Raw genomic sequence first — 19414 nt, 5'->3', positions numbered from 1 at the left:
GATAGCGTGTCGGACCCAGCCGTCACACTGATGTCGTGCGAGTTGTCCTGGTCCCCGGTAGTACGACGTCCACGGGAGCTGTGACGGCAACTGTCCTACGGACCGATCCCGCTGGAACGCCGCTCGCCGATCCCGTCGAATACCCCGACCTGATCGCAGCGGTACGCACCATCGAGGAAGCCGAGCACCCGCGGTGGGTGTGGCCGAGTACGGCGACCGTGTACCCACCTCTACTGCGGGCAGGCGTACGGGTTCAGCGGTGCCACGACATCTCCCTGACCCGCGCGATACTCGGAATGCGCGCCGGCAAACCGTCACCGCCCGCCGAGGAGTTCGACGACGATCGACTCGGACTCTTCGACACTGCACCCGTTCTCGATCCCCTCGCCGTCGTCACCGAATTCGCCGAGCAGCGCGCAACCATCGGCGCGGACGCTCGACTGGACTTGTTGATCGCAGCAGAATCGGCCGGCGCTCTCAGCGCCGCCGAGATGACGCACACGGGCCTTCCGTTCTCGACGCAGAAGCATCGCGAACTCCTCGAAGAACGGCTGGGGCCGCGGCCGACGGGATACGACCTCCCCGCTCGTATGCAGGAACTTGCCGCACAGATCAGTGAGGTCTTCGGGCGCACCGTCAATCCTTCGTCTTCGGTGGAGATCACCGAGGCGTTCGGTCGTCAGGGCATCGAACTTCCGTCGACGCGCAAGTGGTTTCTGCAGGAGATCGATCATCCGGCTGTGCCGCTACTCCTTCGTCATCGCGAACTCGCCAAGCTGTACAGCACCAACGGGTGGCAGTGGATGGACAGTTGGGTGCGGGGAGATCGATTCCGTCCGATCTACGTTCCTGGTGGTGTCGTGTCCGGCAGGTGGGCGAGTCGAGGCGGCGGGGCCCTCCAGATTCCGAAGACCATGCGCTCGAGCGTCGTCGCCGATCCGGGCCACGTGTTCGTCGTCGCCGACGCCGGTCAGCTCGAGCCCCGAATTCTGGCCGCCATGTCCGGCGACCGCCGCATGATGGCCGCCGCCGGCGACGACGATCTGTACGCACTTGTCGGTGCAGAAGCCTTCGGCGGGGATCGCGCAAAAGCCAAGGTCGCAATCCTCGGAGTCCTGTACGGGGCGACGGCGGGTGAAGCCAAAGCACTGCTCGTCTTGTTGCGGAAGCGATTCCCGGTCGCCGTCGAGTACGTCGAGCAAGCTGCCAAGGCAGGTGAGCGCGGCGAGGTGGTGAAGTCACTGCTCGGCCGGGCCTGTCCCCCACCGTCTCCCGACTTCTACTCCCACGGCGACGCTCATGCCCGCGGTCGTTTCACGCGAAACTTCGTCGTTCAGGCCACTGCGTCCGAGTGGGCGTTGTGCCTGCTCGCCGACCTCAGGCGCCGCCTCGCCGAAGATCCGGACGGCGAGTTGGTCTTCTTCCAGCACGACGAAGTGGTCGTGCATACCCGAAACCCCGAGTCAGGTGCCGCCCACGTGCTGGCCGCCGCGGCTTCGGCAACTCGATTGTTGTTCGGCGACACAGTCGTTCGTTTTCCTATGGACGTCGCAGCCCGCGAGACTTACGGCAAAGGCACTTCGTAGCGTCGTCAATTCCACTCCAAGTGGTTCCACCACGCCCGTATTGCGTGTTCTACTGGAAAACGTTGCTTTGTTGGTGCTGGTCGACTGTGTTCGAGGAGAACCATGACCAAGCTGGATACAACTGATGCAGAACGGAACGAGCGCGGAACGGTCAAACGCCTTCGCGTGCCGATCTTCACCGTGATCGCGCTTGCAATCTTTGCCTTCGTCGCAGGCGGATTCGGCGGTTCTTTCCAGGGCAAACTCGCCGAGGTTCAAAAGAACGACAACGCCTCGTACCTCCCGAGTTCCGCCGAATCGACAATCGTCAGCAACCAATCCGCGAACTTCCTCGCAGTCGAGACGATCCCTGGATTTGTTCTGTTCCATAGAGATTCGGCCCTCACCGAGGCGGACAAATCTGCAATCAACTCGGCCTACGGCGCCATTGCCGGCATCTCCGGAGTAGACGCCGACGGTATGCAGCCCACTCAGTACTCCGCCGACGGCACAACTGCGTCGATCTTCGTGCCACTCGTCGCCAAGGACGGAGACACATCCGTGGCAGGTGATGTCCTGGCGACCACCGAGCAGAACGTCATCGACGCAGCAAAACAAGCAGCTGGTGATGTCGAGGTACTCCCAGCCGGGCCAGGTGGGCTACTCGTTGCGTTCATCGACGCCTTTGCCGGTCTGGACGGAGCGCTCCTTGGCGCGGCACTCCTGGTCGTGATCCTCATCCTGCTTGTCGTGTACCGATCGCCGGTGTTGTGGTTCTTCCCGCTGTTCTCCGCGCTCCTCGCCATCGGCTTGTCGTCGATGGTGATCTATTTTCTCGCGAAAGCCGAATTACTCACTCTGACCGGACAATCTCAAGGCATCCTTTTCGTGTTGGTGATCGGTGCCGGTACCGACTACGCCCTACTCTTGATCTCTCGCTATCGCGAAGAACTGCACACGTATCCCAACCGCTTCGACGCGATGATCAAGGCCTGGCGCGAGTCTGCGCCGGCCATCACCGCTTCGGCTGTCACCGTGATTCTCGGTCTGCTTTGCCTGACGTTCTCTCAACTCAACTCCAACAAGAGCCTCGGACCCGTCGCCGCCATCGGGATCGCCTGCACCTATCTGGTGATGATGACGTTCATGCCGGTCGCTCTGGCCGCCACCGGACGGTGGGTCTTCTGGCCGCGCAAGCCCAAGGTCGATCACGCCGCAGACCTTACGACGCACGGGATGTGGGGCAAGATCGCCGAGGCCGTCGGTAGCAAGGACCGCCCACTGTGGATCGGCGCCACAGTGTTGTTGATCATCCTGTTCGCGGCCGGGATCGGCAGTCTCAAAACCGATGGCCTGACGTCTACCGAAAGCTTCACCAATCGTCCCGACGCCGTTGTCGGACAGGAACTCTACGACTCGAAGTTCGATCCCGGAGCGGGCGCACCGGCCGTGATCACCGCAAACGCCGACCAGGCCGACGCCGTCATCAAAGCAGCCAGCGGCGTCGAAGGTATCTCGCAGGATCCCGGCGCCGTCTGCACCCAGGTGGACGTCGCAAAGGTCAGCGATTTGATCAAGACCAACCCCGCTGCCGTCGCACAAGCCGCCGCTGCGGGTTGCGCCCCTGCGGCTTTCACCGTTGCACCGATCGACGGCCGAACCATGATCAATGCAACCCTCGCCGACTCCTACGATTCGCCGCAGGCACTCGAAACTGTCAAGCGACTGCGGACTGCCGTCCACGACGTGCCCGGCGCCGACGCGCTCGTCGGGGGCAGCACGGCCACCACCCTTGATGTCCAGGCCGCCTCGGTCCGCGACAGAAACCTGATCATCCCGATCGTGTTGGTGGTGATCTTCCTGGTTCTGGCCGCTTTGCTCCGCGCTCTGCTTATCCCGGTGATTCTCATTGTCACCGTGGTGCTTTCCTTCGCGGCGACCCTCGGTGTGAGCGGATTCTTCTTCACACACGTATTCGGGTTCGCCGGGGCGGATCAATCGTTCCCGCTGTTCGCCTTCGTCTTCCTCGTCGCACTGGGTATCGACTACAACATCTTCCTGATGACCAGAGTCCGGGAGGAGACCGGAGAATTCGGCACCCGTGCAGGTGTACTGCGCGGTCTTGCGGTGACGGGCGGTGTGATCACGTCAGCCGGAATCGTCTTGGCCGCAACATTTGCCGTACTGGGCATCCTGCCACTGGTCTTCCTCGCCGAGATCGGATTTGCCGTGGCCTTCGGCGTGCTGCTCGATACGATCATCGTGCGCAGCGTCCTGGTGCCGGCACTCTCTCACGACATCGGGAAACGTATTTGGTGGCCGTCCGAACTGGCCCGCGCGAAAGACTGACCGACTACAGAAACGCTTCCTTTGTCCACAGATGAAAGAGTGCGTACGCTCGCCAGGGTCGCCAGCGCTCGGACAACGCTGAGGCTTCTTTGCCCGACGAAACCCCCAACGCTCGCTTCAACACCAGATCATCGGGCACGAAGGCGTCGCGATCACCGAGAATTCGAACAGTGAGATAGTCAGCGGTCCACGGTCCGATTCCCGGTAGCGCCAACAACTCTCGCCGAAATTGGACAGGATCCGCATCCCAGGAGAGATCGAGACCGTTCGCTGCCGCAGTTGCCAACGTGTGCACTGTTCTTGCGCGCATTGTGGTCAATCCGACGGCTCTCTGTATGTCCTCCGGCGATTGCGCTGCAACCGCGTCCGGATCAGGGAAGGCAAGAAACTCCCCTTCCACCGGCGCTCCGAATGCGCTGACAAAACGACCACCGAACGTCCTCGCTGCGGCGAGCGAAACCTGTTGCCCCAGAACGGTGAGCACTGCGGTCTCGAAACCGTCCACCGAGCCGAGCACCCGCAATCCTGGACGGGCGGCAACGAGTGGGGCCAACAACTCATCGCTACCGAACGCTGCTTCGACAGCAGTGTGATCGGCGTCGAGGTCGAGCCAACGACGCACGATCACCTCCAGCACTGCGGAATCCCCCGCTGGCACATCGGAATCCACGACGACACCGTCGTCTGTCCACGACACCGACACAACTACCGGGCCGGAAGGCAACGGTATGACTCTGGTGTGAACACCGTCGTCGTGACGCTCGAGGCCTGCGACGCAGTGAGCCCGCAAGGCACCGGTGAGCGGTTCGACTGCATAGGGCGCCTGAAAGCGCAGCGTCACTGCGCTCACCGGCCGGCTTCCAGATCCAGCAGAATCGCTTTCAGTTCGGGGCCGCCGGCGTACTGCCCGAGGCTGCCGTCGCTGCGCACCACGCGGTGACACGGGACCACCAACGGCAGCGGATTCTTTGCACATGCGGTCCCGACGGCACGCACCGCACGCGGGCTTCCCGACGCTGCTGCGACCACCGAATAGCTTGCAGTGTGGCCGTATTCGATCTCGGGGAGATGACGCAACACTTCGCGTCGGAACCCCTTCGCGAGTTGGAAGTCCAAGCGCAGATCGAATTCTCGACGCGCACCGGCAAAGTACTCGTCCAACTCGCGAGCGACAGTGTCCAGCCTGCGCGGGTAATGAAGCACACGGGGGCTGACGGTGTCCGCCAAACGTTCCAGAACGAGGTCGTGCCCTTCGACGGCAAAGGCAACCCGCACCAGGCCGACATCGGTCGCCGCCAGGAGCAGCTTTCCGACCGGCGAATCGACGGTTCGATATGCCACGTCGATCAATTCAGCTTCGGACGCCTGAGCAGCCAGGCGCGCCCGTAGGCGGATCATGGCGTCGGCGTCAACGGCTGGAAGCGCCTCGAACACATCGTTACTCATGAGTGACTCCCTTCCGCAGCGGTAGCGGACAAGTAGGTTCTTCGTAGTGTGGCGATACCGTCGGCACCCGCGCGTCTGGCGGCCGCCGGGGTGTTGCCGAGGATGTCCGCGATCTCTGCGTACGGCAGCCCACCCAGAAAGTGATAGGCGACTGCCGCACGTTGTTTGAGCGGTAGCTGTTCGAGTGCGTCCCAGAGTTCGTGATCCCACGTTCCGGGTACGCCGATTCGCGTCGGCAACTCCGGAACCTCGTCTGTCGGCACGGCCACGCGGGCGCGCACTCGGGTGATGTCGATTGCCTTGCGGTGCGCGATGGTCACCAGCCAGGCTTCGATGTTCGCGTCCGGATTCAGATCCGGATATGCCCGCATCGCTGCGATGAACGTCTCGGACCACGCGTCCTCGGCGTCGACGGGACCGACCACCGCGCGGCAGACACGGAGGACCACTGCACCGTATTCGGTCACGACGTCTTCGAACGGTTTGAGTCTCACGATCGGTAGACGTTCCCGATCACCGAATTGTGAGCCGAGCGCATCAGAAGAGGACATCCGATTCGCCGCCGTGCTCGCGGTCGAGTAGGAACCGCTTGCGTTCGAGGCCGCCGGCGAAACCGGTCAGACTTCCGTCGCTACCGACCACGCGATGACAGGGAACGATGATGCTGATCGGATTCTTGCCGTTTGCCGCGGCGGCAGCACGGATCGCAAGCGGGTTACCCAAAGTTTGCGCGAGCTCCATGTAGGTCCAGGTTTCGCCGTACGGGATCGTTCGCAAGGTATCCCACACCCGCTTCTGGAACTCGGTACCCACGGGCGCCAGCGGCACGGAGAACTCCGTGCGATCACCCTCGAAGTACTCGGTGAGCTGCGATTCGACTTCACCGAAGACCGCCGAGGAACGATCACCGAACGTGGACTCGTCCGGCTTGTGGCGATGCTCCGCCATGTACAGACCGCAGAGGTCGTCACCTGCTGCTACCAGCGTCAACGCTCCGATCGGCGAGTCGATCACAGTGTGCGTACGGATAGCCGTCATGTCTCGATCCTTCCAGGTTGCGCGGTGCGGCAGGCAGCGGGTGAATTGATTGTCCGCGCCGGCACCGACACCTCGAAGACGCCGCTGGCCTCGTGAATGTGAGATTTACCTGTACTTTGACGTCACATCAGGCAGTATCGAGGGATGGCTCTAGTTTTGCCCGGCAGCTCCACCGTCGTCCGCTCCGTCGGCGACGTGGTGCACTGGTCCCTGTCCACGGTCGCTTTTGCGGTCACCCTGCCCACTCGACTCGAGGCGCTCCTCTTCTCGGTCGAGAGGTTGGTGGCACGCATCAACCAGATCGCCGACAACGCCGACCGCGTCGTCATCGGAGCCGCCGCCGTGACCGTTCGCGCTGAGACGCTGGTCGAGGCCGTCGAGCAGACCTCGGACATCGCGGGACAACTCCTCGAGATCTACGAGCCCATCGCCCTACAGCTCGCGCCGCTGGCTGCCAGGTTCGCCGACGACCTTTCCGAGGCAGAGGTCAGCGCCGCGATCAAGCTGATCGACCAACTACCGGAGCTCACCGACCGGGTGGCCGCGGTGTTGCCCATCCTCGGAACCTTGGACTCCGTCTCGCCCGAGATCCACGAACTCCTCGGAGTGGTCAAGGACCTGCGGCAGGCGATCGTCGGAGTGCCCGGCTTTCACTTCTTTCGCAAGCGGGGCGAAGCCAAGCTGGATTGAAATTTCAGGCGGAGTAGCCGTTGGTCCCAGCACGCGTCATGACGACCTTCGGAACTACCGCTCGAGACGAGAGCTTGAGCAGACCGTCCACCAACTCCACGATGTCGTCGACCTTGATCATGGTGTCCGGTGTGATCCGATCGTGCGTCCACGCCGACATGTCGGTATCGACGTAACCGGGAGCGATGGCCGTCGCACTGACGCCGTTTCCGGATTCCTCGGCGTTGAGTGCTTCGACCATCGAAATGAGTGCAGCTTTGGTGGCTCCGTAGACGGCCAGACCGCTCTCGGCATACACACCGGCCATCGAGGCGAGAGCGATCACCTTTGCTCCGCCGGCGAGGTCCGCGTCCGCCGCTGTACGCAGGAGCGGCAGCGACGCTTGCAATAGTGCGAACGGTGTCCGGAGATTGACGGCAACGGTCTTGTCGAAACGTCGCATGGGGTAGTCAGCCACTCGCCCACTGGTTCCCACTCCGGCGTTGAGGACGAGGGCTCGCATGGAGCCGAACCGCTCGCCGTGCGTGGCGACGAGTGCTGCGGCGAAGTTCTCGTCCGCCATGTCGCCGGCCGAGACGACGACGTCCGGCGATCCGGCGCGCGTAAGTTCTTCGGCGACAACGGCGAGCCGTTCGGCATCACGCGCCGTGATGGTCAGCCCGTACCCCTGCGAAGCCAAGCGTGTTGCGATGCCGAGCCCGATTCCCTTGGAGGCGCCGGTGACCAGTGCTGATCGAGTCATTCGAATTTCCCTTGCAGTGCATTGAGTCCGGCCGAGATCAGTTCCGGCACAGAAGATCCAGCCTTGTCGAATCCCCCACCGACGGTGGCGCCTGCTCGGTATCGGTGATCGATGCCCTGCGCCACGACTGCGAGTTTGAAGAACCCGAGCGCCATGTAGAAGTTCCAGTGCGCCAGCTCTCGACCCGAAACGGACGAATACCGTTGCGCCAGATCGACAACGGACGGTAGCGACGGGCTCGTCCACGCGGCAGGCTCACCCAGAACCAGATCCAGCGCGGGATGCCGATAGACGCACATCATCGCGATGTCCGCCAGCGGATCTCCCAGCGTCGACAGTTCCCAGTCCACCACTGCGGCAACCTTGGTGACGTCGTTCGCCGCGAGAATCGTGTTGTCGATCCGGTAGTCGCCGTGCACGATCGACGAAGCCGATTCCGCCGGAATCAATTCCGCGAGGCTCGACGCCAACCTGTCCACATCGGCCGAGTCCTCGGTCTTGACGCGTGACCATTGACCGGCCCACAACTTCACCTGGCGGGCTACGTAACCGTCGGGTCGGCCGAGTTCGCCGAGACCCACTGCGTTGTAGTCGACGTCGTGCAGGGCAGCGAGAACACGCACCAACTCGTCGGTGCACTGCGTGACCAGCTCTGCCGGAACAGCTTCCAACTCGGTTTTGGTCCGGATCACTTGACCGGTGACGAACTCGACCACCGTGAACGACGCACCCATCACCGAGGCGTCCTCGCACAGCACGACGGTCGGCGCGACCGGCACGGCGGTGTTCTGCAACGCCGAGGTGATTCGGAACTCACGCGCAACGTCGTGCGCCGACGGCGTGAGGCCGGCCGTGGGTGGACGACGGAGAATCCACTTCGAGTTGTCGTCGAAGATTCCGTAGGTGAGATTGGATTTGCCGCCTGAAATCAGTTCGGCTCGCAACTCACCGCTCACCTCGACGCCTGCGGCTTGCAGATACTTGTGGAGCGCCGCGAGATCGAGTCCTGGAAAGTCCGTCACTTCGACTCCTCCCGAGCAGCGCGCTTCGCAGCTCCGACAACACGTTTCGCAATTGCCCAGCGATGAACCTCGGACGGGCCGTCGTAGACGCGGAAGGGACGCACTTCGCGGGACAAGCGTGCCAGCGGCAGATCGCCGGACACGCCCATTCCGCCACACATCTGAATGGAGCGGTCCACGATCCGGAAGATCGCCTCGGCAGCGTAGGTCTTGGCGATGGACGTCGCGTTGCTCGCGTGCCCGCCCTGATCGAGTTCGAAGCAGGCCTGCACCAGAAGTGCGCGGCTGGCTGCGATGTCGATCTCGTTGTCGGCGACCATCTTCTGGATCATTCCGAGATCACCGAGTTTCGAGCCGAAGCCTTCTCGTTCGGCAACTCTGGCCACGGCGACGTCGTGGCCGCGGCGCGCTGCACCGAGCCAGCGCATCACGTGCGTCATGCGGGCGGGACCGAGGCGAACCTGCGCGTAGGCGAAACCTTGATCGACCTCACCGAGAACGGCCTCGTCGGGTACGAAGAGATCCTCGAACGTGACCTCGCAGTGCCCACCGATCATGGCCTTGTCGAGGGTGTCGATGTGTCGACCCACTACCAGGCCGGGAGTGTCCGTCGGCGCCAGGAACATGGTCGCTCCGCCGCGCTGCCCGGGCTCGCCGGACGTGCGCGCCATGATGATGAAGAACCCGGCGCCGTCGGCGCCGGTGATGAACCATTTCTTACCGTTGATCTTCCAGCCACCGGGGACTTTTTCGGCGCGGGTGTTCAAAGCCGAGGGATCGGATCCCGCTCCGGGCGCGGGTTCGGTCATGGCGAATGCCGACCGCATGTCCCCGCTTGCGAGCGGCGCGAGGAACTGCTGCTTCTGTGCTTCGTTCGCCACGTGGGCCAGCATGTGAACGTTGCCCTCGTCCGGCGCCGCGATGTTGAGCGCCGTCGGCCCGAAGAGGGAGTAGCCGGCTTCCTCGAAGACCGGCGCGCGATCACTCATGTTGAGTCCGTGTCCGCCGTACTCGATCGGTGCATGCGGGGCGAAGACACCGGCTTCTTTTGCTGCCGCCTGCATCTCGATGCGGATGGCATCGCCACCCGCGACGGCGATGTCACCGGCGTGTTCGTCTTCGATGGGGAGCACTACGTTGCGCGTGAAGTCGCGCGTCTTCTCGATCAGCGCCACCACCTCGGGCGCGTACGTCAGATCGATTGCCACCAGCCACCTCCGAAAGAACATCCCGACCGAGCGATCGCTCGGTATCAGCACTCTCGCACACGCCGACGCGTCGGGTCAACAATCCTCGAGCATTGCCTCGCCCTGATCGAGCCGGCCGGCAACCACCATGTCGCGGTACAGATCGTCCTTGTCCATGAGCTCGTCATGGTTGCCGATGTTCCGGATCCGACCGTCTTCCATGACCACGATCCAGTCGGCGTCACGCACCGTCGAGAGCCGGTGAGCGATAGTCACCACGGCCCCGGTGCGCGCACGTTCGTTGATCGCGTCGACAATCGCGGCTTCGGTGAGCGTGTCGACCTGGGCAGTGGCTTCGTCGAGCAGAAGCAAAGCACTCGGCCGCAGAACTGCGCGCGCCATCGCGATCCGCTGACGTTGGCCGCCCGACAGCGAAGTGGCCGTCAGAGCGGTGTCGAGTCCGTTGGGCAGGGCCTCGATCGCGTCGTCGAGCCGGAGCAAGCGCAGAACGGCCTGGACTTCTTCGTCCGTCGCATCGGGATGGCTGAAGACGACGTTCTCCCGAATCGTTCCGGGCACCACCGGTGTCTCCTGCTCCACGTATGCGAGACTCTCGCGCACAGCGCGGTGATCGAGCGCGTCGTAACCGACTCCATGCAGGAGAACCTCACCCGATCGCGGTTCGACAAATCGCAGCACGGTCGAGAGCAAGGTCGTCTTTCCTGCGCCCGACGGGCCGACGATGGCCATGTGCCCACGCGTCGGAATGACCAGCGAGACATCGCGCAACGCCGGCTGGTTCGATCCGTGGTAGCTCACGGTGACGTCGCGCAACTCGATCAGCGGCGCGGCAGCGCTCGTTTTCGCGACCACGTCCACGACCTCGTCGTACTGCTCGGTGGGCAACGACTGCATCTCGCGAATCCGGATAGCTGCCGCGATTCCCGACTGAACGGAGGTCACGTTCTGCGCAAGCTCCGACACCGGCCCCATCAGGGTGAAGGCGTAGAGCAAAAACGCGATGAGCGTCGAGACTGCCATTTCGCCGTCGGCGACTCGCCAGGCACCGAAGCCCAGGATGGCAATGATCGATCCTTGAATGGCGGTCCACGCGACAGTCCACGCGGTTGCCGACACTCGCACCGCCGTGATCGCATGCTTTTTCGCATCGGACGCATTGTTCGTCACCAGAGCCCCGACGCGATCCTCGGCGAGGGAAACCTTGACCGTCCGGATCGCACGCAAGCCACCCTCGAGAACGCCGCCGAGCTGACCGAGCGATTCCTGGGTTCGCGCTTCCGCTGCGGAAATCCGAGGCATCAGAACGGCAAAGAGTATGGAGGCGAACACGATTGCCACCATGGTGACGCCCAACAACGGCAGATCCAGTACGCCCATCAGAACAATCGTTCCGATGGTCAACGCGGCTGCGTTCAGAATATTCACCGCGGCCGACGACGCAGCCTCCCGCAGCAACAAGGTGTCAGACGTGACCCGGGTGACCAATTCACCCACGGATCGCGATTGCAGCGCCGGCACCGTCGCAGCGAGGAATCGCCTCACCAGCGACGACCTGGCGTCGAAGACAACTTTCTCGGCGGCGGTTCCGAGAACGATCCACTGAGCACAACCGAGCACTGCACCGACGATCAGAAGGACGACGAGCGTGAGGATAGGTCCTTTCAGCGACGCACCGGTATCGAGGGTGTCGAGAACCCACTTGGTGACCATCGGCGTTGCCAGCGTCGCCGCCGAGCCGCACAGCGCCAGTACCAATCCGAGAAGGAGCGACGGCAGATGCGGTCGAGCGAACTCCGAGAGGACGCGGAGATTGCTCCATTTCGGTGCGGGCTGAGAAGCGTCGGATTCAAGCATGAATTTATGGAACACGAATGTTCCATAAAGGGCAAGAGAAATTCCGATTCGGAAACACTGGATACCGAAACCGGACACGGCTACGCTTCGGATTCGTGACAACGATCCACAGCGCACCAGAACAAAGCGCGACCCGCGAGCGCACACGGAAGGCCATCCTCGATGCTGCCGTTTCGGTGTTCGCATCCAAGCCTGCTGCGACCCTCAGCGAGATCGCTTCGGCCGCAAAGGTCGGCCGGACCACTTTGCACCGCTACTTTCCCGAACGGTCAGACCTGGTCGACGCAGTCGCGGCCGAGGCCACCCGCGCCGTCGGAGAGGCAGCAGCAGCAGCTCGACTCGGCGAGGGTACGGGAGCCGAAGCGCTGGTTCGCCTGTGCCATGAATACTTCGAACTGGCCGACCTCTTGACGGTCCTGTTCTTCACTCCCGGTGTGTATCAAGAAGATTCGTTTGCCGAGTCCGCGTCGAACGACGACTCAGTCACCGATGCCATCGAGCGCGGACACTCCGACGGTTCCATCGACCCCGACATGGGTTCGGACTGGGTGCAGAACCTGCTGTGGTCACTGCTCTACACGTCGATGGACTACGTGAACCGTGGTTCCGGGACGCGCCTACAAGCCTTGGACCTGACGGTTCGCAGCCTCCGCCGCGGAATCGCCCCCGATCCCGCGGTCTAGGTTGTCGGCTGCTTGAACAGCGGCACGCCGTTTGGTCACGCCTAGTTTGCGGTAGATCGAGCGAATGTGAGTCTTCACAGTGGGATAGGCGATGCCGAGGTGCGCAGCGATCTCGTCTGCAGTCATCGTAGTTCGCAGAAAAGTGAGGATCTCTTTCTCACGTTCCGTCAGGACTCCGGCGAGTTTGGCAGAGAGCTGGCCCCGTTTTTCCAGAATCGTGCGCAGGAGCTCCTGGTGTCTCGACCCCTGTGTTGCGTGCGCGTTCAACAGATCGACGATTACCGGATCGCCGCTCAGAAATGGGGCGAGAATCCGCTCGGGGATTGCTTCCGCCAGCGCACGATCCAACTGCTCGTGCGCCTGCGGTCCACGCCCGGCGACGGAGCTCAGGGCGGCAGACGTGACAAGGGTGCTCACCAGCGCATATCGCGGCAGCGCGGCCGAGGTTGCCAAGCGAAGCGCTTGAGCCGACGGTTCCGGATCCCCCATGACTCGGTAGAGCTCCGCGAGAAGCGCGTGAGCGACCGCAGCACCTGTTCTGGTCAGCGTGGGCATTGCGATGCGGCGAGCTTGCTCGTCCTGTCCTTGAGCGTGGGCGAGCCAGGCCGTGGTGACGCGCCGCAGCGTATCCCAAGGAATGCCGTGCTTGTCCGCAGTGCTCACGCCTCGCAGCAGACGAGCGGCGTTGTGGTACCGGTCTTCCCGGTTCAGAGCGATCAGGCTCATTACCAGGTACAGACGGGCGAGCTCCTCGAAGTTGGTTCCGGGACTGCCCTCCTCGATGATCGAGTCGAACTGAGCGATCGCCTCCTCGAAGTCACCACGCCAGTAGGCGATGCACCCTCGATTCGACTGTGGGAGACCGCCTTCGAAGCGTTCCCAGTCGGACGCCACCTCTCGAGCAGGAAGGCCGTCGAGGATCTGTTCGGCTTCGGTGAATATCCCTGCGTGGGTGAGCGCGAAAGCCAAATTGGATTGTGCGAGACGCAACGTCTCCGTACGCGACTGCAACTGCGCCTCGTCGCCGGCCGAGCGAAGTAGCGCGATGGCACGAGGAAGGTCACGACGAAGCCTGATCTCGGTCCACCCGAGGAGGAAGAGCGCGGACGGGTAATCATCCTCGGGCTCACACTGGGCGAGCGCGTGGCGAGCGCGATCGGCGATGACGGCCTTGGTCGAGGTGTCCGGAGCGAGCAGCAGGTCGGTGAAGCAGACGACAAAATCGTCGGACGCCACCCGCAGACCCTGCCCGCGGAGAAACTCAGCGCCGTACGGATCACCGCTGAGATCGCGGCAGCACGCCCGTATCAGCAGGATGTGCGGATCGTGGGGATCGGGATGAGCAAGGCAGAGCTGCTCGAGTTCCCTGGTGTGAGATTCGAGAATCAAACGAAGCCAGTTTTTCCGCAGGACTCGTCGAGCCTGCTCCGCCTCACCAGAGGCGAGTGCGTCACGCACGGCTTCGATCATGTGTCGAAGATACTCGAGACGTTCGATGTCCGTGGAAATCCGGTCTCATCCGCTTCGGATTAGGCCGCGATCGAAGCCCGCCGATACCGGTGAGAATTGCCGGAATCAACCGAAATGCGTGAGTCAGCGGAATACCGTGTGCGCAGGCCTTACACGAAACGGATAAGACACATGAGCTTCTGGGAAAGCCTCGGCTGGATGCTGTGGGCGACCGTCTTCATCGGATATCTCTTCGCGCTGTTCGCGATCATCGCCGACCTGTTCCGCGACCACAAGCTGAACGGCTGGTTGAAGGCCGTTTGGGTGTTCTTCCTGCTCTTCCTACCGATCCTGACCGCCCTCGTCTATCTCGTCGCCCGCGGCGAAGGGATGACGGAACGCAGCAACAAGGCCGCACGCGACGCCGAGAAGGCCGCCGAATCGTATATCCGCGAGGTCGCGGGGAAGAGCCCCAGCGAGGAGATCGCCGCAGCCGCAGCACTGCTCGAAGCCGGAGCGATCAGCGAGGACGAGTTCGCCGCACTCAAGCTGAAGGTCCTCTCGTGAGTGCCGCGCGTTTCGGCCCCGTCGACTTCTACCTTCTCGGCCTGCCTGGGCAGAGCCTCGACCCGGCCGCGCTCTCCGCCTTGACCGACCTTACGGATACCGGCCTGGTGCGGCTGCTCGATCTGATCGTCATCTCCAAGTCCGAGGACGGTGAACTCACCCTCATCGAAGTCGAGGAGTTGCCGAACGGCTTCGAGATCAACGTCGAGATGCTCGGCGCGTCCGGTCTGCTCGGGCATGAGGACATCACCGAACTCGCGGCAGCCATTCCCACCGGCGCTGCAGCGCTGCTGGTCGCGCTCGAGCTGGTCTATCAGCGTGAGCTCGCCGCCCGCACCGCGGCGTCAGGCGCGGTGCTACTGGGTTATGAGCGGATACCCGCACCCGTCGTCAATGCCCTCATGGACACGATCATCCCGGAATTGGAGGTCTGACATGCCGTACATCCCGAGACGAGGCCGCCCCGGACTACTGGGCCTCGCCGCCCGCACCGCGGTCGTCACCGGTACCGCGACCGCCGTCAGCGACGGTATGGCCACCCGCCGGCAAAGGAGAGCTCAGGCCGACTACGAGCAGGCGCAGTACGAATTCGCCCAGCAGCATGCCGCACTCCCGATGCCCACACCCGCACCCGCGGCCCCGGTCGATCTCGTCACCGAGTTGCAGAAACTCGGCGACCTCAAATCACAAGGCCTGCTGAGTGAGGCCGAGTTCCAAGCCGCCAAAGCGCGACTGCTCGGCTGATTCACCCCGACAGAGGCGAGGGATTCCCGCTCTCGCTTCCATACCCGACACCGAATGGAACCCGCTATGTCCACGATCGCCGTCAACGTCCTGAACTTCAATCGGGCAGAATCCGATCTCATGTTCGCTCGCCTGGCCGCGGGCGTCGGCCTGGGCACGTGGAACCACACTCGTGATCTCGGGTCACTCGACAACCAGCCGATCATCCGCCAGAACCGCGACACTCTGTACAGCAGCGCGATCATCGACGTGCGCGAGAACGTCACGATCACGGTGCCCGATACCGGCAAGCGCTACATCTCCGTGTGGGTGGTCAGTCAAGATCACTTCGGTCCCGTCATCCTGCGCGACCCGGGAGAGCACCTGCTCACGCGTGAATTGGTCGGGACCGACTACGCCGCACTGATCGTGCGCATCCTCGTCGATCCGAACAGCCCCGAAGACGTCGCCGAGGTGAACCGGTTGCAAGACGCCCTCAACATCGACGGCGGCGGAACGGGAGAGTTCCCGTTGCCCGACTACGACGAGCAATCGCAGACCGAGACCCGCGACGCACTCCTCGCACTCGCGCGTGGCATCACCACGTACGACCATTCATTCGGTACCGCTGCGGAAGTCGATCCGATCAGGCACCTGCTCGGTACCGCATCCGGCTGGGGTGGCCTTCCCGAGTACGAGGCCACCTACGTCAACTTCGACGAACGTCTCCCGGTCGGGGAATACCGTCTCCGCCTGAACGATGTTCCCGTGGATGCGTTCTGGTCGGTCTCGCTGTACAACGCGGCCGGATACTTCGAAGAGAACGCTCTGGGCGTCAACAGCATCAACAGCCTCACGGCCACCCCAGACTCCGACGGCAGCACCACCATTCGCTTCGGGGTCCATCTCGACGGCGTCGCGAACGCACTGCCCATCATGCCCGGGTGGAACTACGTACTGCGCCTGTACCGCCCCCGTCCCTCCGTGCTCGACGGCACCTGGACGGCGCCTCGTCCCGAAGCCCTGCAGCAAAGCGTTCCCCACGCACACACCACTCTCGGGTGACTCGACCTGATCACGGAGGTACAAGCCATGCGTCTGTTATTTCAGCTCATTTCGCAATGTGTTCTCGGCGCGATCGCGCTGATCGTCGTGCATTTTGCTCTTCCCGGGGTCAGCCTGAGCGTGAACGGCTTCTTGGCCGCTATCGGTGTATTCACCCTCGCACACATGATCCTCGGCCCATTCGTGCTCAGCGTGGCACTGCACTACGCGGCTCCGCTCGCGGGTGGTGTCGGCTTGGTCGCCACACTGCTCGCGCTCTGGGTTGCGACCCTGGTCCCCGACGGTATCGAGATCAGCGGCGTCGGGTCCTGGATCCTCGCCCCGATCATCGTGTGGGTGATCACGGCATTGGGCGGGTGGATCTTCATGGCTCTCGTCATCGACAAGTGGATCAAGAGACGCAATGCCGAAAAGCTCGTGCGCAGTGTGCAGAAGGCATGAATGATCAGTTCGGAAACGGAACCCACAAGGAGTCAGCCATGCCAACTCACCCGCTCGATCGCCGCGTTCTCCTGAAGTCCGCTCCGAACTTCCGGGACCTCGGTGGCATTCCTGTTGCGGACGGCACCGTCCGCGCGGGCGCGCTCTATCGTTCGGCGACTCTGGCGAAACTCGACGGCGACGACCTTGCCGCGGTCGCCGACTTGGACGTCCGGACGGTATACGACCTGAGGACCGCCGCCGAGCGCGACGGCGCACTCGACAATCTCCCTGACTCGACGCGCACAGTCTGGCTCGACGTACTTGCCGACAATGCCCAAAACGCCGCGGCCACTGGACTACTCATGACGGACCCGGTCGCATACGCCGAGACCATCAGCGATGGACGTGGGATCGCACAGATGGAGGAAGCCAACCGCAACTTCGTCAGCCTGCCGTCCGCTCTCGACGCCTATCGCACGTTCTACCTCGACCTCATCGACGAAAAACGCACCGGGGCAGCACTTTTCCACTGCACCACCGGCAAGGATCGAACCGGGTGGGCCGCGACCTCTTTCCTACTCCTCCTCGGGGCCGACGAAGCCGATGTACGCGCCGACTACCTGGAGACGAACACCGATCTGGCTCCCATGACAGAACCGATCCTCGACTTCGCCGCGAGCAAAGGCGTTGACGCAGAAGTGCTACGACCCCTCCTCGGAGTCCGTGACAGCTATTTCGACGCAGCTCTCGACGAAATGCGCACGCACTTCGGCACCGTCGAGGACTACGCAATCAACGGACTGAAGCTCACCGCAGAGCAACTCACCGCGCTCCGCGAGCGGTTCACATCCCGATCGGCCTTCATCAGCGCGACGTGATCGAAGCTCTCGGCGGGCAGGAATCCGTGCCCTCGTCCTGCTTCTTCGGGCGATTGCCGACCCGGGTGACCACGACGACGGCGACGATGCCCACCGCCAAGCCGAGCGCGGTGAACGGAGTGAAGGATTCTCCGAACATCAGTGCGCCCCAGACCGCGGTGACGGGGGCGATCAAGAACATCAGGGTGTTGACGGACGTAATGCCGATGCGGAGGAGCAACAGCCAGTACAGCCCGTAACCACCGAAGGTGGACAACACGATCAACCAGAGCAACGCGATCCAGAATGTGCTGACACTCGGCGGTACGGCAGCATCCGAGACGATCGCCAGAGTTGTGAAAACTATTGCGCTGGTTGAGCAGTGGATGACCAAAGCCTGCAGTGGCGGTGTGGACGTGGGAGCGCCTTGCTGGACGAAGGTGGATGCAACCAGGCTGAGCATCCCCAGGAACGGAATCGCGTACGCCCACCACGGCGCCGATGTACCGGCCCCGGCATCGGCTGCCGTGACCATCACGACGCCGCCCATTCCGATCGCCAACCCGACCCACTGCATACGCGGGACTGCGACACCGAGGACCGGACCGAGCAGCGCGGCAGCCACCAGCGGCTGAATACCGTCGATCAGTGCGGTTGTTCCGGTGTTCACGCCGAGATCGACTGCCCAGTACACCGACAACAGGTAGCCACTCTGGGAGAGCATCCCGATCACCACCTGCCTGCCGAGAGCCCGTGGTGTCGGCATCGTGTTCTGGCGCCGGGCGGAGAACCAGACAATCGGGAGCAGTACCACCGCGAGCGGGAGAAAACGCCACATCAGCAGCGTGGGGACCTCGGCACTGCCAGCGCCGAGTTTGGCCCCGATGAATCCCGAACTCCAGCACGCGACGAACAGGACCGACAAGGTAGCCGTCACGGCAGATCTCGAGGTCACGATCCGAGGTATACCGATCTGTTTACTCATGAGCCCGACTATACAGATCGGTATACTTTTGTCCATGGCAGAGGAATCCACACCCGAATTGACTCCGAAAGCGCGTCGCATTCTGGAGTCTGCGTCGAAGCTGTTCTACGAAAAGGGGATTCATGCCGTAGGCGTGGATACCGTCGCACTGGACGCCGGGGTCACGAAGAAGACTTTGTACGAACGGTTCGGCTCGAAAGACGGTCTCGTCGTTGAATACCTGAGGGCTCGAGATCGGCGGTGGCGAATCTTTCGCGACGAGAAGCTCGCATCAGCCGGAGCTAGCCGCGCCGAACAGTTGAGTGCGGTATTCGACGCTTCCGCCTCCTGGTCCAAGGCGAGCGGAGGCAAAGGGTGCAGCATGATCAACGCGCACGCCGAGTTCAGCGATCACTCACATCCGGTGTTCGCTGTCATCGCCGAACAAAAGCGGGAGATGTCAGACCTTTTCCGGCGCATTCTGGCGACGGACGGACTAGCCGACGAACGTCTCGTCGAGGCAATCATGCTGCTTCACGAAGGTGCCCTCGTCGCAGACGGGATCGGTATCGGCACCGACCCCTTCGGCGCCGGCCGGGACGCGGCGCTCGAATTGCTCAAAAATTCAGACTGATTCGCGCAGTTGCCCCCACAGTCACTCCCCCACCCGCTTCGCCCCCACAGTCACTCCCCCACCCGCTTCGCCCCCACAGTCACTCCCCCACCCGCTTCGCCCCCACAGTCACTCCCCCACCCGCTTCGCCCCCAC

21 protein-coding genes are annotated in these 19414 nt (G+C 63.0%); 11 read left to right on the top strand and 10 right to left on the bottom strand.

What is annotated here, in order from left to right:
* Positions 1 to 35 precede the first annotated feature (35 nt).
* Both V3587_RS01095 and V3587_RS01090 read left to right on the top strand, forming a co-directional pair.
* Positions 36 to 1586: a bifunctional 3'-5' exonuclease/DNA polymerase gene (locus V3587_RS01095; RefSeq protein ID WP_064074237.1), complete on the top strand. Its 1551-nt coding sequence runs from the start codon at positions 36 to 38 to the stop codon at positions 1584 to 1586.
* 102 nt (positions 1587 to 1688) lie between these two features.
* On the top strand, positions 1689 to 3914 hold the full coding sequence (locus tag V3587_RS01090) for an MMPL family transporter (protein ID WP_064074236.1): 2226 nt from the start codon (positions 1689 to 1691) through the stop codon (positions 3912 to 3914).
* Between the two features lie 4 nt (positions 3915 to 3918).
* On the opposite strand, the gene V3587_RS01085 is transcribed toward V3587_RS01090, so the two are convergent.
* From V3587_RS01085 to V3587_RS01070, 4 genes are read right to left on the bottom strand one after another with little or no spacing between them, the layout of a single operon-like run.
* A complete protein-coding gene (locus V3587_RS01085; RefSeq protein ID WP_283376027.1) occupies positions 3919 to 4764 on the bottom strand; it encodes a DNA-3-methyladenine glycosylase family protein in 846 nt (281 codons plus the stop codon).
* A complete protein-coding gene (locus V3587_RS01080) occupies positions 4761 to 5360 on the bottom strand; it encodes a methylated-DNA--[protein]-cysteine S-methyltransferase (protein ID WP_007729599.1) in 600 nt (199 codons plus the stop codon). The genes V3587_RS01085 and V3587_RS01080 overlap by 4 nt, the downstream gene beginning before the upstream one ends.
* Positions 5357 to 5911 (bottom strand): RNA polymerase sigma factor, encoded by a 555-nt coding sequence (locus tag V3587_RS01075; RefSeq protein ID WP_020909250.1) that lies wholly within the window; start codon positions 5909 to 5911, stop codon positions 5357 to 5359. Before V3587_RS01075 ends, V3587_RS01080 begins: the two co-directional genes overlap by 4 nt.
* Positions 5898 to 6398, bottom strand: a complete 501-nt coding sequence (locus V3587_RS01070; protein WP_003940613.1) for a methylated-DNA--[protein]-cysteine S-methyltransferase — start codon at positions 6396 to 6398, stop codon at positions 5898 to 5900. The genes V3587_RS01075 and V3587_RS01070 overlap by 14 nt, the downstream gene beginning before the upstream one ends.
* A 144-nt stretch (positions 6399 to 6542) precedes the next feature.
* On the opposite strand from V3587_RS01070, the gene V3587_RS01065 reads away from it, so the two are divergent.
* The gene (locus tag V3587_RS01065) at positions 6543 to 7088 is read left to right on the top strand and encodes a hypothetical protein (RefSeq protein WP_007729604.1); all 546 of its coding nucleotides are present in this window, start codon (positions 6543 to 6545) and stop codon (positions 7086 to 7088) included.
* Between the two features lie 4 nt (positions 7089 to 7092).
* Here V3587_RS01065 and V3587_RS01060 read toward each other — a convergent pair whose 3' ends face one another.
* The 4 genes from V3587_RS01060 to V3587_RS01045 all read right to left on the bottom strand — a co-directional run bounded on the left by V3587_RS01060 (position 7093) and on the right by V3587_RS01045 (position 11914).
* Positions 7093 to 7830, bottom strand: a complete 738-nt coding sequence (locus V3587_RS01060; RefSeq protein WP_283376026.1) for an SDR family NAD(P)-dependent oxidoreductase — start codon at positions 7828 to 7830, stop codon at positions 7093 to 7095.
* Positions 7827 to 8852, bottom strand: a complete 1026-nt coding sequence (locus V3587_RS01055) for a phosphotransferase family protein (protein ID WP_283376025.1) — start codon at positions 8850 to 8852, stop codon at positions 7827 to 7829. The genes V3587_RS01060 and V3587_RS01055 overlap by 4 nt, the downstream gene beginning before the upstream one ends.
* A complete protein-coding gene (locus V3587_RS01050) occupies positions 8849 to 10060 on the bottom strand; it encodes an acyl-CoA dehydrogenase family protein (protein WP_208690211.1) in 1212 nt (403 codons plus the stop codon). The genes V3587_RS01055 and V3587_RS01050 overlap by 4 nt, the downstream gene beginning before the upstream one ends.
* Before the next feature lie 75 nt (positions 10061 to 10135).
* Entirely contained in the window at positions 10136 to 11914 is a 1779-nt protein-coding gene (locus V3587_RS01045) for an ABC transporter ATP-binding protein (protein WP_230359110.1), read from the bottom strand.
* Positions 11915 to 12009: 95 nt separating this feature from the next.
* On the opposite strand from V3587_RS01045, the gene V3587_RS01040 reads away from it, so the two are divergent.
* Entirely contained in the window at positions 12010 to 12597 is a 588-nt protein-coding gene (locus V3587_RS01040) for a TetR/AcrR family transcriptional regulator (RefSeq protein WP_030537226.1), read from the top strand.
* Here the strand turns inward: V3587_RS01040 and V3587_RS01035 are convergent.
* Positions 12532 to 14067, bottom strand: a complete 1536-nt coding sequence (locus V3587_RS01035) for a helix-turn-helix transcriptional regulator (RefSeq protein WP_283376024.1) — start codon at positions 14065 to 14067, stop codon at positions 12532 to 12534. The two genes, V3587_RS01040 and V3587_RS01035, sit on opposite strands and share 66 nt — an antisense overlap.
* A gap of 171 nt (positions 14068 to 14238) precedes the next feature.
* On the opposite strand from V3587_RS01035, the gene V3587_RS01030 reads away from it, so the two are divergent.
* The 6 genes from V3587_RS01030 to V3587_RS01005 all read left to right on the top strand — a co-directional run bounded on the left by V3587_RS01030 (position 14239) and on the right by V3587_RS01005 (position 17702).
* On the top strand, positions 14239 to 14613 hold the full coding sequence (locus V3587_RS01030; protein ID WP_007729621.1) for a PLDc N-terminal domain-containing protein: 375 nt from the start codon (positions 14239 to 14241) through the stop codon (positions 14611 to 14613).
* Entirely contained in the window at positions 14610 to 15047 is a 438-nt protein-coding gene (locus tag V3587_RS01025) for a DUF6325 family protein (RefSeq protein ID WP_030537229.1), read from the top strand. The genes V3587_RS01030 and V3587_RS01025 overlap by 4 nt, the downstream gene beginning before the upstream one ends.
* Before the next feature lies 1 nt (position 15048).
* Entirely contained in the window at positions 15049 to 15357 is a 309-nt protein-coding gene (locus V3587_RS01020) for an SHOCT domain-containing protein (protein WP_030537230.1), read from the top strand.
* 66 nt (positions 15358 to 15423) lie between these two features.
* Positions 15424 to 16401 carry a DUF1214 domain-containing protein gene (locus V3587_RS01015; RefSeq protein WP_193594906.1) on the top strand — a complete coding sequence of 326 codons (978 nt, stop codon included), beginning with the start codon at positions 15424 to 15426 and terminating at the stop codon, positions 16399 to 16401.
* A gap of 27 nt (positions 16402 to 16428) precedes the next feature.
* A complete protein-coding gene (locus V3587_RS01010) occupies positions 16429 to 16842 on the top strand; it encodes a phage holin family protein (RefSeq protein WP_020970904.1) in 414 nt (137 codons plus the stop codon).
* 38 nt (positions 16843 to 16880) lie between these two features.
* Positions 16881 to 17702, top strand: a complete 822-nt coding sequence (locus V3587_RS01005) for a tyrosine-protein phosphatase (protein ID WP_235867873.1) — start codon at positions 16881 to 16883, stop codon at positions 17700 to 17702.
* On the opposite strand, the gene V3587_RS01000 is transcribed toward V3587_RS01005, so the two are convergent.
* Positions 17689 to 18666 carry a DMT family transporter gene (locus V3587_RS01000; RefSeq protein ID WP_283376023.1) on the bottom strand — a complete coding sequence of 326 codons (978 nt, stop codon included), beginning with the start codon at positions 18664 to 18666 and terminating at the stop codon, positions 17689 to 17691. The genes V3587_RS01005 and V3587_RS01000 overlap by 14 nt on opposite strands.
* A gap of 34 nt (positions 18667 to 18700) precedes the next feature.
* Between V3587_RS01000 and V3587_RS00995 the strand changes: the two genes are divergently transcribed.
* The gene (locus V3587_RS00995; protein ID WP_007729643.1) at positions 18701 to 19279 is read left to right on the top strand and encodes a TetR/AcrR family transcriptional regulator; all 579 of its coding nucleotides are present in this window, start codon (positions 18701 to 18703) and stop codon (positions 19277 to 19279) included.
* Positions 19280 to 19414: the final 135 nt, after the last annotated feature.

The organism is Rhodococcus sp. IEGM 1306 (assembly GCF_036541985.1).
GTDB lineage: Bacteria > Actinomycetota > Actinomycetes > Mycobacteriales > Mycobacteriaceae > Rhodococcus_F > Rhodococcus_F qingshengii.
Note: the sequence above shows the minus strand (reverse complement) of the source record. Positions and strands in the feature narration are given on the sequence as shown.

What these genes read in the sequence shown, in the direction of transcription:
- V3587_RS01090 (WP_064074236.1), top strand. Translation starts at nt 1,689, where the DNA reads ATGACCAAGCTGGATACAACTGATGCAGAACGGAACGAGCGCGGAACG.
- V3587_RS01080 (WP_007729599.1), bottom strand. Translation starts at nt 5,360, where the DNA reads ATGAGTAACGATGTGTTCGAGGCGCTTCCAGCCGTTGACGCCGACGCC.
- V3587_RS01075 (WP_020909250.1), bottom strand. Translation starts at nt 5,911, where the DNA reads ATGTCCTCTTCTGATGCGCTCGGCTCACAATTCGGTGATCGGGAACGT.
- V3587_RS01070 (WP_003940613.1), bottom strand. Translation starts at nt 6,398, where the DNA reads ATGACGGCTATCCGTACGCACACTGTGATCGACTCGCCGATCGGAGCG.
- V3587_RS01065 (WP_007729604.1), top strand. Translation starts at nt 6,543, where the DNA reads ATGGCTCTAGTTTTGCCCGGCAGCTCCACCGTCGTCCGCTCCGTCGGC.
- V3587_RS01060 (WP_283376026.1), bottom strand. Translation starts at nt 7,830, where the DNA reads ATGACTCGATCAGCACTGGTCACCGGCGCCTCCAAGGGAATCGGGCTC.
- V3587_RS01045 (WP_230359110.1), bottom strand. Translation starts at nt 11,914, where the DNA reads ATGCTTGAATCCGACGCTTCTCAGCCCGCACCGAAATGGAGCAATCTC.
- V3587_RS01035 (WP_283376024.1), bottom strand. Translation starts at nt 14,067, where the DNA reads ATGATCGAAGCCGTGCGTGACGCACTCGCCTCTGGTGAGGCGGAGCAG.
- V3587_RS01030 (WP_007729621.1), top strand. Translation starts at nt 14,239, where the DNA reads ATGAGCTTCTGGGAAAGCCTCGGCTGGATGCTGTGGGCGACCGTCTTC.
- V3587_RS01020 (WP_030537230.1), top strand. Translation starts at nt 15,049, where the DNA reads ATGCCGTACATCCCGAGACGAGGCCGCCCCGGACTACTGGGCCTCGCC.
- V3587_RS01015 (WP_193594906.1), top strand. Translation starts at nt 15,424, where the DNA reads ATGTCCACGATCGCCGTCAACGTCCTGAACTTCAATCGGGCAGAATCC.
- V3587_RS01010 (WP_020970904.1), top strand. Translation starts at nt 16,429, where the DNA reads ATGCGTCTGTTATTTCAGCTCATTTCGCAATGTGTTCTCGGCGCGATC.
- V3587_RS01005 (WP_235867873.1), top strand. Translation starts at nt 16,881, where the DNA reads ATGCCAACTCACCCGCTCGATCGCCGCGTTCTCCTGAAGTCCGCTCCG.
- V3587_RS01000 (WP_283376023.1), bottom strand. Translation starts at nt 18,666, where the DNA reads ATGAGTAAACAGATCGGTATACCTCGGATCGTGACCTCGAGATCTGCC.
- V3587_RS00995 (WP_007729643.1), top strand. Translation starts at nt 18,701, where the DNA reads ATGGCAGAGGAATCCACACCCGAATTGACTCCGAAAGCGCGTCGCATT.